The organism is Vibrio iocasae, assembly GCF_042245395.1.
GTDB classification, from domain to species: Bacteria; Pseudomonadota; Gammaproteobacteria; order Enterobacterales; family Vibrionaceae; genus Vibrio; species Vibrio iocasae.
Genome location: NZ_CP145310.1, coordinates 1,236,494 through 1,251,288, shown reverse-complemented (window position 1 = coordinate 1,251,288; position 14,795 = coordinate 1,236,494). Strand labels below are relative to the sequence as shown.

The following is a 14,795-nucleotide window of genomic DNA, read 5'->3' as shown; positions in this document are numbered from 1 at the left end:
TGACCAAATAGACGATGAGATCTTAAACGTGGCAATACTTTTTTAGTTCGCCATTGCTTGCTAAACTTGAGTAAGTTTCTAAGTCACTAACAGAATCCACTTCCAGCCAGCCGCCATTCACTGTCGCCGCCTTGATTTTCCAGCTGTTATTTATAAGCAATTGAAGGAAACTAGTCATATACATGTTGTAAAAATCCTGGCCATCATATTGTTCTTCTCGATCCAAACTCGTATAGAAGCCAATAAAATCAGCTAGCTTGTCCGCTCTGATTTTTATCAGTCCGGTGTATTGGCCTTGTATTTCATCGTAACTTAAAGGCTTTTTACCTAACTCTTTGATGTATCCTTTGCTATCTAATTTCAGTGTTTCAGCATCTTCAAGCGGGTTATCCATTCTAATTGACCAAAGGGAGTACCAGTCTTTATCTATCATGATTGCAACTTCATCATTGCATCCTAGCAGCCTTTCCAAATTACTAGGGTTATAGATTATGTCGCCATAGCTGATAATAAGGTCTTCATTGCAGTCTTTTAAAAACTCAATGGCTGAGAATAAACTTTCCACCATATTGGTTGTTTTAAATTGAGCGTTATACGATGTATCAAACCCTAATGATTCTATTTGATCTGCGCGATACCCGGTAACTATGTGTATGTCTTTAATTTGCTGTGATTGTAATGTCGTTACTTGTCTGTCAAGTAAGGTCCTGCCCATAAGGGTAACCAGGCATTTGGGCTTATCGTCGGTGTATGGTTTTAATCTTGTACCTTGTCCCGCAGCCAGGATTAATGCCTTCGTCATAGTAATATTTCCTTTATAAAATTAAGATCTGTAGCGTCGGTGTCTGATTCTCTTTCCGGATGCCACATCATGCCGGCTATCTTTTTGGTTTTGTGAATGAGTGCCTCGACATTATTATTCTCATCTAAGGCGATAGCGTTAAGTTCATTTGCTAATCCTTCGTGTGGTATTGCCCAGTTGTGAAAGCTATTAACATGCGATGCAAATTTAAAAGAATCCTCAACACCATAAATTTTATGCCTTGTTGCTACGTGATTTTTTATCGCTATAAGACTTCCAGAATAATAATGATTTATGATCTGCATTCCTCTGCACACGCCCAGGAAAGGTATATCGTTTTTTTCTAACTCAGAAATCAGTGTTAGCTCGAAAGCATCTCTTTCAGGTGCGCAATCACGGCTGGTTGGATCCAGATAAGTCAGGTTATTACCTCCAGTAAAAATGACTGCGTCTAAATTAAGTTCATGTAGCAAAGTCGGTACAAGTTCAGAATGTATGTTTGGCAGTGGTATCGGGATTGCATTCAATTGCATCACTAAGTCGTACCACTGCTGATCTAAGGCGTCTCTGCGTTCGCCGTAACTTTCTATAATGTCTACTCTTTGAGTTATACCAATACGCTTCATTCGATAACTCTCAAGGTTTGACCTAAACAATCCAGCTCAATTTTCGAAGCTGTTTTTAAGCTGTCGTATAACTTCTCTCCAACTCCTATTGCAGCAGGCAATCCGATCTCTACTGATCGAATTGCCATATGTGAGTTAGCGCCACCGTAAAGTGTAATCAGACCGGCAATGTTGTACTCGAAGAGCCAATCATATCCGGGGTCAGCCTGAGGAATCATGACTATTTTTCCGGCCAGGTTATTAGTACTGTTTTGATCAAGGTTGCAAATATCAGCAGCGACTCGGTCAACACCAATATAATTAGGCTGGGAAGAGTGACGTTCAAAACAATAGAATTTTGTCGGACTGTCAATGAGCGAAGGTAACTCGATGACCTTAGTCAGCTTATAGGCCTCTTCTCTGGATCTAACAATCGCTTTAATCGTTTCAGAGTTGATGGTGTTCAGCTTTAGTTGTTCTAAATCTGAGTAGGTGAGCATAGAAACTTCATCTCTGGATAGGTTGACCTGTTTGCCAAGCTCAATACAGTAATCCAAAGCACGGCTGAGGTTTCTGGTAAATTCAAATTTGACCCGCTCTCTTTCTTGTGTAGCTTGAATTATATATTGAACAAATAGTTCTACGCTTATTGTTGAGTTGAGCTGATCTAATAGCGCAGTAATTCCGGAGCGCTCCTTTTTAGAAAGCTCTATAGAGGTATGTTCTTTATTTTTATTTACCTTTAGCTCTTTTGGTATTAGGTACTGGCGAGGGTCTTCCCAGTAGGCCAGAGTGGTAACTTCGTAAGTTCCGGGGCGCAAATGCCCATATTCGTGTATTAAGTCTTCTTTGCTGATATGCCCTTGTATGTAAGCGGATTTATCGTGTTCAAACTTGCCGGCTACAGTATCAAAGCTATTGAGTAGTTCTATTCTTCGCGCTTCCGTCATAGCGCCGATTTTTACCAGACTCTTAAGCAGAGTCGAGGCAACAAACCCAGCTCTCGCTGCATGTGAGAAAGCTAAGGTACCAAATCGTCTACAATCATCTAACAAAGCAAATACCTTATCGATAGCGCTTAATTTTGAATCAGAAATGCTTTGACAGCGACTTTGAAGAGTAGCGACGGATTTTATGTCGTCTTCTAATCTCAGCAGAGCTTCACTGGTAATTGCTTTTAGCCCTGATTCCAGCTCAACTAAATCTGATGGAAGCACGCCATAAGGCATTAAGCGATTTTTGGCCTCCTCCATAAATTCGGGCGTCCAGATAGTAAACGCAATATCAAACTCGATCTTGTCGTGGAAATGAGGGTGATCCGACAGTAACTCCAGATATGCATTGACTATTCTGTCTGCTGAATCCTCTGAAATCGAACTCGGTATAAAGGAGTTGAAGCTTGCGCGCACATCGACATAAGGCTGCCCTGAAAAAGCGACAATCAGGGGATAAGGTCTTACGTCTTTATAGCCGTATTCCGCTCGTTGTTCTGCCCAGATTTCGTTTGTAATTAAGTGCTGATAAAGGCTCAATGCCAAAGGTTTCGGCCTTGTCCCCACTATTTCTGCTGGATTCCAGTCTGGCATGTTAGCGAATAGTGTTTTGTTGCCGCTGATACATGGCAGAGATTTTTGCAGATTGTTATAGCGGATTAAGTCGTTATCAATAGAGCAGGAGATTTCTTCTATATCTAATTCATAGTTGTCGTGGTTTACGACAACGGGGCGAACCTGAAAAATATGGACTCGCCCAGAACCATCAATCGCAAACTCGATATCCAATTTGTCGAAACCCAGCAACAATTCTAGTTCCTGTATTGACTCGAGGACGCATTCGAGCTCCGGGGCGACTTCTTTAACGGACTGTGGTTGCAATTTGCTAACCAAAACGGTTCTCAGGTCTGAGTGTGTGCCAGCAGTAACGGACTCTGTTGACTTAGTCGTATCATCAAAGTTGAACCTATAATAAGGCGCGCCTGATTCTAAGGTACACGTGAACACAACTCCCGCCAATATTACGTCTTGCAAAAACTCCTGGACTAATACTTGATCGTCTTCTTCGCTCAAACGGCCGTAAGATGAAACCACTTTATGAATTGCATCCGTGAGCTCTTCAATATTTGTGCTAGAAACATCTAAAATACTTTCGAAACCACCAGCATTGGAAGAACGCCAGTTGTCCTCTGATTTAGAACTGCTTCTCACAATTAGTTTATTTTTGCCAAACTGATTTTGAATTCTTTCTATTACGGTGTCTTTTTTATTTTTCCATTCGGAGGTTGTAAAACTAACCTGTTTACCTATGACGCTTTTTTTTACGATGGTTTCTAGTCTGGCGAGAGTGTCAGCTTTAGTACCCAGGATAAAATTAGCGATATCTATTGGAGAGTTAAATTCAGCCCAGTCACTTTTAACGTCTATGTAACCGATTGAAAATCCGTTATTTTCTAGAGTTTTTAATAAGTCAGGTATGTTATCGCCAATACTATTGTCAATATTGTGTTTTATATTTTCTTTAATGTACTGAGCAGCTTTGCATTTAAAGTGAACCAGCCCAGTAAACTCGCACTTCTCTTCATTAACAGTAATAAGCTCAGCACTATCTATGTCTGCTTGTGTTCGGGATGAGTATCTCTTCTTCCAACCACTATCTATGGCGACAGTTACGTCGGACTTTTCTTTTATAATTTGATTTACGGTTTCTTTTCTAAATAAGGTATCCGTATAGGTAATGATCACGGATTTCCCACTAAAAGGGCCATGCAAAAGGGTGTTAAGTACGGTTGAGTTATTCCAGTTTGGGACGACGGTAAAATTCAGTTTAGGGAATGCTTTTACCACTTCATCAATATTGTAGCCACCTAAGAAAAAGGTTTTATTCTTTTTTACGATACCTTCAAAACTATTCAACTGCCAATCCATCGCTGTGGTTTTATTTGCTATTTTTTTTAACGCAGCAGGTTTGGTTCCACTCGCGGGCATACCAGCCCCAAGAAAGTACAGTTCAATAGCCATTTTATTCTCTTTTTGTTGGTTTGATTTTATTACTATAGATTTCAATAATTAATTTAGCCCGAAAATTTAAAATTACGACTGTTTTGAGACTGACCTAACCTTAATTAATCGAAATTCTTATTTTTGATAGAATGAGATGAAAAATAGACTCGGTTCAGGTGTTTATTGATAGCACAACAATCAATCGGAAGGTCCGCCGTGGATGTCGATTTGATTAAATAATATACAGTTGTGAGATTATTATTCTGCGCGTTATTATGAGGAGGATCGCTGTTGCTGTAGTGATTTGTTTTAAGTTATTTGGTTATTGATAGTGACTGTTAGCTCTGCTCAGAGTAAAATTTCCTTCTTTAGTTTCGGAAAACGTCATGGATAAAATCAGATTAACCCAATATAGCCACGGTGCAGGTTGTGGTTGCAAAATCTCTCCTAAAGTACTTGATACTATTCTAAAAACTCAAATTGCTCCTTTTCATGACCCAAACCTGTTGGTGGGTAACGAGAACAAAGATGACGCTGCTGTTTATGACTTAGGTAACGGTACAGCGGTCATCAGTACCACCGACTTCTTTATGCCGATTGTTGATGACCCGTTTGATTTTGGCCGTATCGCAGCAACAAATGCAATAAGTGATATTTATGCGATGGGTGGTAAACCAATTATGGCCATTGCAATCCTGGGTTGGCCTATCAATACTCTTCCACCAGAAGTTGCTCAGAAAGTGGTTGATGGCGGCCGTTCAGTTTGTGCTGAAATTGGTATTTCTTTGGCTGGTGGTCATTCTATTGATGCCCCTGAACCTATCTTTGGATTAGCCGTAACAGGTATTGTTGACTCCGACAAAGTTAAACAAAACAGTAAAGCAGAAGAAGGTTGTCAGCTTTATCTGACTAAGCCGCTGGGCATTGGTGTGCTGACGACCGCCGAGAAGAAATCAAAACTGGCAGAAGAACATATTGGTTTAGCCAGAGATTGGATGTGTAAGCTCAATACTCCTGGTGCAGATTTCTCTGATCTAGAATGCGTGAAAGCGATGACTGACGTGACAGGTTTTGGCCTGCTTGGTCACTTAACAGAAATTTGCGAAGGTAGCGGTCTGAAAGCGCGTATTGATCTTGATAAAGTTCCAACATTACCTGGAGTCATGAACTATATCGAACAGGGCTGTGTTCCTGGCGGCACTGGTCGAAATTACGCCAGTTATGGCCATAAAGTCGGTGAAATTACGGAACTGCAAAAATCGGTATTGTGTGATCCTCAAACATCTGGTGGCTTGCTACTGGCGGTGACACCAGACGGTGCAGAAGAGGCGAAAGCGTTAGCAATAAAACATGGAATTACCCTGGAGCCGATTGGTGATCTTATCGCTCAGGAAGGCGATATTCTGGTAGAGGTAGTTTGATGCAACGTCCAAACAGCGATGATTATCGTCGACTATTTGTCTCCGATACACCACTGATGGATACAAGAGCTCCGGTTGAGTTTTCTCGCGGAGCTTTTCCAACTTCTCAGAACCATCCTTTGATGATGGACGATGAACGAGAAAAAGTAGGTACGTGTTTTAAAGAGAACGGGCAAGAAGCGGCTATCGAGCTTGGCCACCAATTAGTTCATGGTGAAACCAAAGCTGCCAGAATTGCTCAATGGAAAGCGTTTTGTGAAGCCAACCCAAACGGTTACTTGTACTGTTTCCGCGGCGGATTACGTTCTCGTATCACGCAACAATGGTTAAAAGAAGCCGGGATTGACTTCCCATTTATTGTTGGTGGCTATAAAGCATTGCGTCGTTTTCTGATTGATACGATCGACGAAGTTGCCACAATGCCAATGACTATCGTCGGAGGCAATACAGGTTGTGGTAAAACCATTTTGGTCAACGAACTCTTCAACGGTATTGACCTGGAGGGGGCTGCTCACCATCGCGGGTCTTCCTTCGGCCGTTATGTCGAGGAACAACGAAACCAGATCAATTTTGAAAATGAGCTTGGCATCCAGATGATTAAGAAAATGGATGCCGGAGTAAATAGTTTCGTTTTTGAGGACGAAGGTAAGATTATCGGCAGCGTTTCATTGCCACTCTCTATTCATCAATCTATGCAAAAAGCGAAAGTTGTTGTCATAGACGATCCGTTTGATGTGAGAGTAGAAAGGCTGATTGATGACTATGTGGTCAAAATGCAAAGAGATTTTCTTGCAGCCTTTGGTGAAGAGGAGGGTTGGGCTAAGTTTGATGCGTACCTTGAAAGAGGGATGTTCAATATCCGAAAAAGATTAGGACATGAAAGGCATGCCGAACTGCTTTGTGCTCAGAAAGACGCAATTAAACAAATGCAACAAGATGGTAGTATCTCTGCCCACGAGAATTGGTTGGTTCCGCTTCTAGAGCAATATTACGATCCTATGTATACCTATCAACTTGGGAAAAAGTCCGAACGAATAGTATTCAAGGGCGACTACAACCAGGTTAAAGAGTGGTTAAACAATCAGTAGTTTTCAGTGTTAAGAGCAAGGTTTTTGTTCTTAACACGCCTTTCCGAATACCTGAACAATAATTAAACGTTTTCAAACCGAACGCTTTGTAGTAAAACGGATCAATCGATCGACCTATTTATGGAGTGAATGATGTCATTTGAAGGCGCAGTGACATTTTTTGTCGCTATTTTTATTTTTAGCGTAACCCCTGGACCTGGGGTATTTGCCATTTTGGCGAGGGCATTGGTAAGCGGTGCTCGTAGCTGCTTAGCCTTAGCATTAGGCATGGTTGCCAGTGATCTTGTCTATCTGATTCTTGCCTGTTTTGGTTTGGCGACGATTGCTGAAAACTGGGCGGAAGTCTTTATTGTTATTCGTTATGTTGGCGCGGCTTATCTGATCTATCTTGGCTATAAGATGTTTAAGGCTTTGCCTGCTACCAGAGATGCAATTGAGAGCGGGGAGTACAAAGCTCATGGCTCTTCTAAAGTTTCGAGCTTCATACAAGGCTTTCTGATTTCGGCTTCTAATCCGAAAGTTATTCTGTTTTACATCGCGTTCTTACCAACATTCATCGATCTTACTTCGTTGAAAGCCGAGGATATCGTTTTAATATCGGTACTTTCTTCCATCGCGTTAACCATGGGATTGATGCTTATTGCATATAGCGCAATGAGAGCGGCAGCTTTACTAAAAACACCAGTTGCCCACAAAAGGCTTAATAGAGGTGCAGGAGGAATAATGATCCTTGCGGGTACCTACTTAGCGGTGAGTCGATAACCGGCTGATATAAAAAATGAATATTAAATGGTGGCTAGATAGTCACCATTTTTTTGTCTCAAATAGGTTCATTTGGTGTTTACAGAACCAAATGAACCTATTATTATGACCCTATCATCTAAATGAGCCTATTCTGAAATAGAGCCTAAGTTAGAAAGAGAGGTGACACCATGCACAATACTCGCGCATACGGATATATTCGGTTTTCTCCTAAGAACCCCTATATCGAAGAAGAAATCGAAGCGATAAAAGCTCGTCTTCCTGAGGTTCAGTTTTTTAAGGAAGTTAAGATTAGAGGTTTTGTACCTGCCGCAGAGCGTCCAAAACTTCAAGAGATGTTAGGACTGCTTCGTGAGGGGGATTCTGTCGTTGTTTGGTGGTTAGATTCACTGGGTTCTCATTTCGGTGATGTAAGACAAAACATAGAGGTGATTCTGAATCGTGGTGTAAAGATAATCACCATCAATCAGAATCTGACCCTTGAGAAAGACAACCCAGACACACTTGCTCAACTCAGTCTCTTGGCAGGAATTGCCAAAGCCGAAAAGAAACGTCGTCTCGGCTTTGCCGAAGCAAGCAGAAAAGCATTAAAGGAGAACCCGGAAGAGTGGGCAAAACGCTTTAAAGGACGCAGAGCAAACAAGGCCCTGCATCATCAAATCGCTACCCTTTTGCTTGAAGGAAAGACGTTGCAAGCCACCGCAGATGAAACTGGTGCAAGTTTATCAACCGTGAAAAGAGTGAAAAGCAAGATTAAGCACAAAGCGGAAATGTCTGAAATGAAAATTAGAGATTAGAGAGAGTTCCTATGAAAAAACCTAGCCCTGCGGTCGCAACCGTCGTATCTTCCTCAGCAGTAACGCCAAATATGCAACGTATTCTTCTTCAAAGCGACAAGTTTGCAGACTACCCTAGCGACTGCGAAGGCGGCTATGTGAAGCTGTTATTTAATAAAGAAGGTGGAACAAAACTTCCGAAAATCATGGGTGGTCGCCCCGTGATGAGAACTTACACAATCAGAAGCTTTGATCCTGCGGCAAGTACCATAGAAATTGATTTTGTACGTCATGTTTCAGATAGCCACTCAAACTTGGAGGTTGAGGGCGGTTTTGCAAGTCATTGGGCGGAAACCGCGAAACAAGGCGATAGCATCTCAGTTGCTGGTCCCGGATTGATTCAGGGATTAAAAAAGGACGCTGACTGGTTCTTTTTAGTTGCGGACATGACAGCGTTACCCGCTATGTCTGTAAAACTAAAAAATCTGCGTGCTGATGCGCAAGGATATGCGGTTGTTGAAGTTGCATCGAAAGAGGATATCCAATCTATTGAACATCCGGAAGGTATAGAAGTTGAGTGGGTAATAAAGCCACAAAATGAAGCCAGCTCGTTGCATGAAAATGTGTTAAAGAAGAAGTGGTTAGATGGTGTAGTATCCATTTGGTGCGCATGTGAGTTTGATAGCATGAAGGCTCTGAGACAGTATTTCAGAAATGAAAAAGAAGTAGATAAAGACAGTATTTACATTAGTAGCTACTGGAAAGATGGTGTCACCGAAGATGGGCATAAAATAATAAAAAGTCAGGATGCTCAGGCACAGTAACTATCTAAAAATTACAATATAACTAGGCTTTAAATGAATTCAACGTTTGACTGGAGACCAGTGCTGTTAGCGGGGCTGATCGTAAGTATTGGTCAGTTTAGCATGGGGTTAATTATGCCAGCGCTACCATGGGTGGCGCTGGATTTTTCTATTTCTGCTGAAGAAGCGCAGCGACTTGTTTCTATTTATCTATTAGGCTTTGGTCCTTCACAACTGCTATATGGGCCTCTATCCGACGCTATAGGTAGAAAACCTATTTTGATCTCCGGTCTTCTACTGGCTGTTATTGGGCTGACAATCGCGATCTTAGGCGCGAGCTCATTTGAGATGCTCACGTTTGGGCGATTTATACAGGGCTTAGGGGCAGGGTGCTGTGCTGTTTTAGCACGAGCATCTATACGAGACTCATACAGCGAGAATGACCTGCCAAGAGCTTTATCATGGGTAACGATTGTTGCCTCATTCACACCGATAGTCGCACCGGTACTGGGTGGTTACATTAATGCTCATCTTGGCTGGTTAGCGGTATTTATCTCTCTTTGTTCGTACATCGCAGTTGTTCTGGTGTTGCTGCTTTATCTGTTTAAAGAGACGGTGAGTGAGAAACGTAAAATACCTAATGTAACGAAAATAGTGACAACCTATGCTGGGCTATTGCGTTCGGGTTATTTCCTGAGTTTTGCCAGCATTGGTTGGTTTAACTTTAGCCTTGTGGTGACCACTATCTCCGTTATGCCTTTTATCATGCAGATGCAAATCGGCATGACATCAGACGAGTACGCGCTATGGGCATTAATTCCTGCATTGGGTCTGCTGTTTGGAGGGACTTTTAGTAACCGAGTCCGACCGAAACTAGGCACAAAGAGAACGCTAATGCTTGCTCCTCTGTTGCACATTAGCTCCGCCATCTGGTTTCTGTTAGCACCATTGGAGCCCGAAGCGATGATGTTTGGTCAGCTCCTTCTCACTATGGGAAATGGTATCGCTTTTCCTTGTGCTCAAACCTTGTTGCTGACGCCTTATAAGAAAAATGCGGGCTCGGTTGCAGCGCTGTCAGGTGGAGGCCAAATGGTGATATCCGCGCTGATCAGCATGTTAGTTATGTCCCTAGGGATAAATCAGGTATGGCACCTTGGTTTAACGATAATGATCATCACTTTGCTCTGTACGGCGAGTATCCTGTTTGGACTTCGGCAGACGCCACAAACTGAGACGAATTAACTAATTTCAGTACGCTTTACTGTTACTTCTGTGTAGAATAATTGTTCTATTAATGTTGCTAAGCAACATTGCTAGCATCACAATAATTCAAAAGGAAATGACAATGTTGAGCTTACTATTCGGCCTCGCGCTGTTTCTAGGGATTCATTCGGTATCTATAGTCTCATCTGACTTTCGTGACAGGGTAGCGGCAAAGAATGAGTTGATGTGGAAGGGGGTGTACTCCTTTATCTCATTTGTAGGGATTTACTTTATCGCTGTAGGTTATGCGGCTGCTCGCCTGGAACCTGTACTTCTTTACACTACACCATACTGGCTAAGGCATCTAACATCGCTACTGATGGTGTTTGCGATGATTTTGTTTGTCGCACCATACTTTCCGGGAAAGATTAAACAGGTAACTAAGCATCCACAATTGGTCGCTGTAAAAATCTGGGCTTTCAGTCATCTACTGGTTAATGGCATGTTGGCAGACGTTGTCCTATTTGGCGCTTTCTTAGCATGGGCAGTTCTGGACCGAATCTCAATGAAGAAACGAGAGCAAAGAGCACTTCCAGGATTGAAGCCTTCGGGCAAGAACGATGTCATCGCGATTGTGATTGGGCTTGTATTGACGTATGCATTTGTTAAGTTCCTGCACACTGCGCTTATCGGAATGCCGCTTATCAGCTAGTCCTCACGACTTCTAATTTAAAATATAAAGAGCATTGGCAGATGGCTTCTGCTCTTTAGCTTCTATATCAGCACCATAATCATCAACACGATACTCAATGACAACCCAGTGGGGTTGCGCTTCGAATTTTTGGGTTTACAGATCTCTTTGTGCGGTTCGCTATAAAAACTCTTTTTGTGTAGCTCAGGAATGTAATCGTAGTAATGGTTCATAATCTCTCCTTTTTATTAAGAGTCCGATATTGATACTTAGATGGCAATCATTGTTTTCGAAGGGTCATTAGGTGATACTTGAAGGAAAGGGAACAGATACTAGAAAAGATATGAACAAGCTTGATGAAACGATTTGTCTAGTTTTTAAAAGAAGATTGAAGAGCGCAGGACTCGCGTATAAGGACGTTGCTGTCCATTTAGGGGTTTCGGAAGTTAGTGTCAAAAGGCTACTGAATAAGAGCCAGCCTGTCTCTATGGATCGGCTTATTCAACTGTCCGAGCTAATTCAGGAGCCGTTATCATTAGTTATTGCGGAGGCTGAAAGGCACATAAGTAAAACGCCAACCTTTACCATGGAACAAGACAGAGTCTTTTGTGAGCAGCCAGAGCTGTATACCATTTTTTCGGAGATATGCGGTAACCAGCGTTCTTCCGAAATCATGGAAAAGTTTAATCTGAATGAATCCTCTTTATATCTTTATCTTAGAAAGCTGGAGAGCATAGAACTTGTCGAGATTACGAGTGGCGTACAGTTTAAGCTATTGGTGCCAAGGCATATCTGCTTCTCAGATTCCAACCGTTTTCCAATGTTTTTTAAGAATCAGATCATCGATGGCCTAAAAGAACGTGTACAGGAAATTCATTCGGATGATGCGTATTTCATTAGCGCTAAGTTACGTCTTACTGAAGATGAATTCAGGGAATACAACCTGAAACTGGAAGAGTTGATGCAGGAGTCGTTGAAGCTGACTCAAACCAGAGACGAAAACACAATTAACACCTGTGAGTATACGATTGTGGATATGGGTGCTAAGGGAAGCTTTCATCCGGAACGAAAGCAACCAATGAATCTGACGGAAAGATAACGCCTTATCTTTTATAGGCACCCGTTGTCATCATCAAGAAACCACAAAAAGCCGCATTACTTGGTGTTAATGAAGCGTCTGTTTTTGAGCGCATTTCCAGAATAGCCTGACGGTACTTTTGATAGAACTCATACGTAGGTGTTGGTTTATAAACCATATTTTCTAGCTCGAAGTACTGGATTACAGACTTAGCCGTAGTTGGCTTTACAAATACTTCATCTAATGGAGCGTAATAGTTAGGAAGGATAGTCATTAATGACCATTTGGCGAGCCTCGCTGGGGCCAGTAGACTAACCATGGTATTAAAGCCGTATTCCTGATCACCATGAAGCATATCTTTGAGTGAGTACGCATAACTCTCTCTTTCATGATGAGTCATACCTTTAACCCAATCACGTAATTTCGGCTTTTCGAACATTGATACCATGGATGAACGGCTGGTGATCTTAACCATGTTTTCTGCGACTAACTGGGGCTGCGAGTAACGTTCGGACGCAAAGAGATCCTGGGCCTGTTCTACCATTTTGGTGACGTTATGTTTTTTCCCTATTTTCACCATTTCTGGATGGGAAAAACCACCGGGGTATTGGGTAAGAAAATCTAACTCAGCTGCTTTTAATCTCTGTTCATTCATTTTAGTAAACCGATAGGTGATTGTGGTTACTTGATTGCTTTTAATGAATGCAATAATTACATTTTGTTCATTAAAACTATAGTGTTTATTTTATTCTAATAGCTACGGACATTTTGACCGCTTAGACTTCGATGAAAAAGATAGCCAACATAAAAACAAAACACACTATGGTGATAATGAACAAAAGGCAGGTTTTTACTTATATGGCCTTATAACCATATCAATAACATGGTTATGTTTTATATTTCTTTAGGCTATATTTAGAACTAAATACAACAATAATATTAGTGCTGTCAGTTTGGCTTTTGGTCTTATTTTTCTATTGGGAGAAAGGCATGAGCAAAAGCGATGCACACGGAAAAAATTATTCTGAAGCCCTGAATCTGATCTCGACGACAGACCCTGACAGTATTGTTACTCATGCAAACAAGCACTTTTGTGATGTTTCCGAGTTCACTGAGCAGGACCTTATTGGTCATCCACACAACGTTGTACGACATCCGGATATGCCTAAAGCTGCATTTAAACAGATGTGGGAATATCTCAAATCCGGTAAAAGCTGGATGGGACTGGTTAAAAACAAGTGCAGAGATGGCGGCCACTATTGGGTATCGGCATTCGTTACACCGATTAAGTCAGAAGATGGTCGTACTGTTGAATACCAGTCAGTAAGAAGTAAGCCCACCACCGCGCAAATAGACAGAGCAGAAGAGACCTATCGTCGACTGCGATCTGGAACAAATCGACGCCAGAACAGGCGACCATATATCAATGCTACGCTAGTGATGTCCATCATTGTATTTGCGAGCCTTGTTTTCAGCCTGTTCCTCCCCGATTTATCAAGGCTTGCTACGCTTTTCGGGGTGGGAGCGAGTGTACTCCTTATCCTTACGATTTATTTGCAAAAAATAAGACATAGCAGTGTTAAGAGTATGGCGGAGAAAGCTTACTCTAATGCTGAAATGGAACACATCTATACCGGACATCTGGACGACTACTCTTCTATTGAACTGGCATTAATCATGAAGCAATCGGAGCTTCGTGCAGTAGCAGGAAGAACGGGTGAGACTGCCGAGGCGATTGCAGAATCGGCCGACAGAGAGTTCCAATCAATGAAGTCGGTAGAGCAAAGGTTGGATCAGCAATCATCCGAGACCGAGCAAGTCGCGACAGCGATAGAGGAACTATCGCATTCAATTCGTGAGGTGGCGGATAGTGCAGGTTCAGCAACAAAGGTTACGGATGATGCCAGACAAGAGTCTGAAAAGGGGCTAACGAGTATTTCAGAAACGCTTCGGGTTATTGACCAACTGTCGATAGAGTTGGTTAACTCTGGCAAGGTTATCAATGAGCTCTCTGAAAGCAGTCAGAAAATTGAAAGCATTCTGGATGTGATAGGCAATATTTCTGAGCAGACAAACCTGCTCGCACTAAACGCAGCGATAGAAGCAGCAAGAGCTGGTGAGGCGGGGCGCGGTTTTGCGGTTGTAGCGGATGAGGTTCGTTCTCTGGCAAACAAAACCCGATCGTCTACCGATGAAATTCAGGAAATGATCTCTCAGCTTCAGGAGACGGCAAGTGATGCAGTAGAAATCATGCAAAAAGGAGAGAGTTTATCTAAGGACTGTCAGGTACGGGCCAACGAGACCGGTGACGTTCTGAACACGATTTCAAGCAGGCTGAACTCGGTCACTGATAACAGCCATCAGATTGCGGTTGCTGTTGAGCAACAGGCAAGTGTGACGCAAGAAGTGAGCAGAAGTGTTAGTAACATAAGAACACTCGCGGGCGAAAATCTTGAGTCGTCGAGGGAGTCGGTAAGCAGAACGGAGAGCCTGGTTTCTAACCTGAACGGCCTCCAGAGACTCATTAAGCAATTTCAGAGTTAGGGTTTAGAAAATAATCACCGAAATAG

14 protein-coding genes are annotated in these 14,795 nt (G+C 42.2%); 9 read left to right on the top strand and 5 right to left on the bottom strand.

Annotation, left to right across the window (positions count from 1 at the left end; translation table 11 throughout):
- Positions 1-22: 22 nt before the first annotated feature.
- The 3 genes from SNR28_RS05655 to SNR28_RS05645 are packed head-to-tail and all read right to left on the bottom strand — an operon-like array spanning position 23 to position 4,421.
- The gene (locus SNR28_RS05655) at positions 23-802 is read right to left on the bottom strand and encodes an NTP transferase domain-containing protein (RefSeq protein ID WP_375748238.1); all 780 of its coding nucleotides are present in this window, start codon (positions 800-802) and stop codon (positions 23-25) included.
- A complete protein-coding gene (locus SNR28_RS05650; RefSeq protein WP_375748237.1) occupies positions 799-1,428 on the bottom strand; it encodes a gamma-glutamyl-gamma-aminobutyrate hydrolase family protein in 630 nt (209 codons plus the stop codon). Before SNR28_RS05650 ends, SNR28_RS05655 begins: the two co-directional genes overlap by 4 nt.
- Positions 1,425-4,421, bottom strand: a complete 2,997-nt coding sequence (locus SNR28_RS05645) for a PEP/pyruvate-binding domain-containing protein (RefSeq protein WP_375748236.1) — start codon at positions 4,419-4,421, stop codon at positions 1,425-1,427. The genes SNR28_RS05650 and SNR28_RS05645 overlap by 4 nt, the downstream gene beginning before the upstream one ends.
- Before the next feature lie 368 nt (positions 4,422-4,789).
- Between SNR28_RS05645 and selD the strand changes: the two genes are divergently transcribed.
- The 7 genes from selD (at position 4,790) to SNR28_RS05610 (ending at position 11,168) form a co-directional block, all read left to right on the top strand.
- Entirely contained in the window at positions 4,790-5,824 is a 1,035-nt protein-coding gene (gene selD, locus SNR28_RS05640) for a selenide, water dikinase SelD (protein WP_375748235.1), read from the top strand.
- A complete protein-coding gene (gene mnmH / locus SNR28_RS05635) occupies positions 5,824-6,912 on the top strand; it encodes a tRNA 2-selenouridine(34) synthase MnmH (RefSeq protein WP_375748234.1) in 1,089 nt (362 codons plus the stop codon). The genes selD and mnmH overlap by 1 nt, the downstream gene beginning before the upstream one ends.
- 132 nt (positions 6,913-7,044) lie before the next feature.
- Positions 7,045-7,674 carry a LysE family translocator gene (locus tag SNR28_RS05630; protein ID WP_375749905.1) on the top strand — a complete coding sequence of 210 codons (630 nt, stop codon included), beginning with the start codon at positions 7,045-7,047 and terminating at the stop codon, positions 7,672-7,674.
- A gap of 170 nt (positions 7,675-7,844) precedes the next feature.
- Entirely contained in the window at positions 7,845-8,471 is a 627-nt protein-coding gene (locus SNR28_RS05625) for a recombinase family protein (protein WP_375748233.1), read from the top strand.
- Between the two features lie 11 nt (positions 8,472-8,482).
- The gene (locus tag SNR28_RS05620; protein ID WP_375748232.1) at positions 8,483-9,274 is read left to right on the top strand and encodes a siderophore-interacting protein; all 792 of its coding nucleotides are present in this window, start codon (positions 8,483-8,485) and stop codon (positions 9,272-9,274) included.
- 33 nt (positions 9,275-9,307) lie between these two features.
- The gene (locus SNR28_RS05615; RefSeq protein ID WP_375748231.1) at positions 9,308-10,495 is read left to right on the top strand and encodes a multidrug effflux MFS transporter; all 1,188 of its coding nucleotides are present in this window, start codon (positions 9,308-9,310) and stop codon (positions 10,493-10,495) included.
- Between the two features lie 103 nt (positions 10,496-10,598).
- Entirely contained in the window at positions 10,599-11,168 is a 570-nt protein-coding gene (locus SNR28_RS05610) for an NnrU family protein (protein WP_375748230.1), read from the top strand.
- A 62-nt stretch (positions 11,169-11,230) separates the two neighbouring features.
- Here SNR28_RS05610 and SNR28_RS05605 read toward each other — a convergent pair whose 3' ends face one another.
- On the bottom strand, positions 11,231-11,380 hold the full coding sequence (locus SNR28_RS05605) for a hypothetical protein (protein WP_375748229.1): 150 nt from the start codon (positions 11,378-11,380) through the stop codon (positions 11,231-11,233).
- A gap of 110 nt (positions 11,381-11,490) precedes the next feature.
- On the opposite strand from SNR28_RS05605, the gene SNR28_RS05600 reads away from it, so the two are divergent.
- Positions 11,491-12,246, top strand: a complete 756-nt coding sequence (locus SNR28_RS05600; protein ID WP_375748228.1) for a helix-turn-helix domain-containing protein — start codon at positions 11,491-11,493, stop codon at positions 12,244-12,246.
- 4 nt (positions 12,247-12,250) lie between these two features.
- On the opposite strand, the gene SNR28_RS05595 is transcribed toward SNR28_RS05600, so the two are convergent.
- Positions 12,251-12,880 carry a hypothetical protein gene (locus tag SNR28_RS05595; RefSeq protein ID WP_375748227.1) on the bottom strand — a complete coding sequence of 210 codons (630 nt, stop codon included), beginning with the start codon at positions 12,878-12,880 and terminating at the stop codon, positions 12,251-12,253.
- Positions 12,881-13,215: 335 nt separating this feature from the next.
- On the opposite strand from SNR28_RS05595, the gene SNR28_RS05590 reads away from it, so the two are divergent.
- Entirely contained in the window at positions 13,216-14,769 is a 1,554-nt protein-coding gene (locus tag SNR28_RS05590; RefSeq protein ID WP_375748226.1) for a PAS domain-containing methyl-accepting chemotaxis protein, read from the top strand.
- Positions 14,770-14,795: the final 26 nt, after the last annotated feature.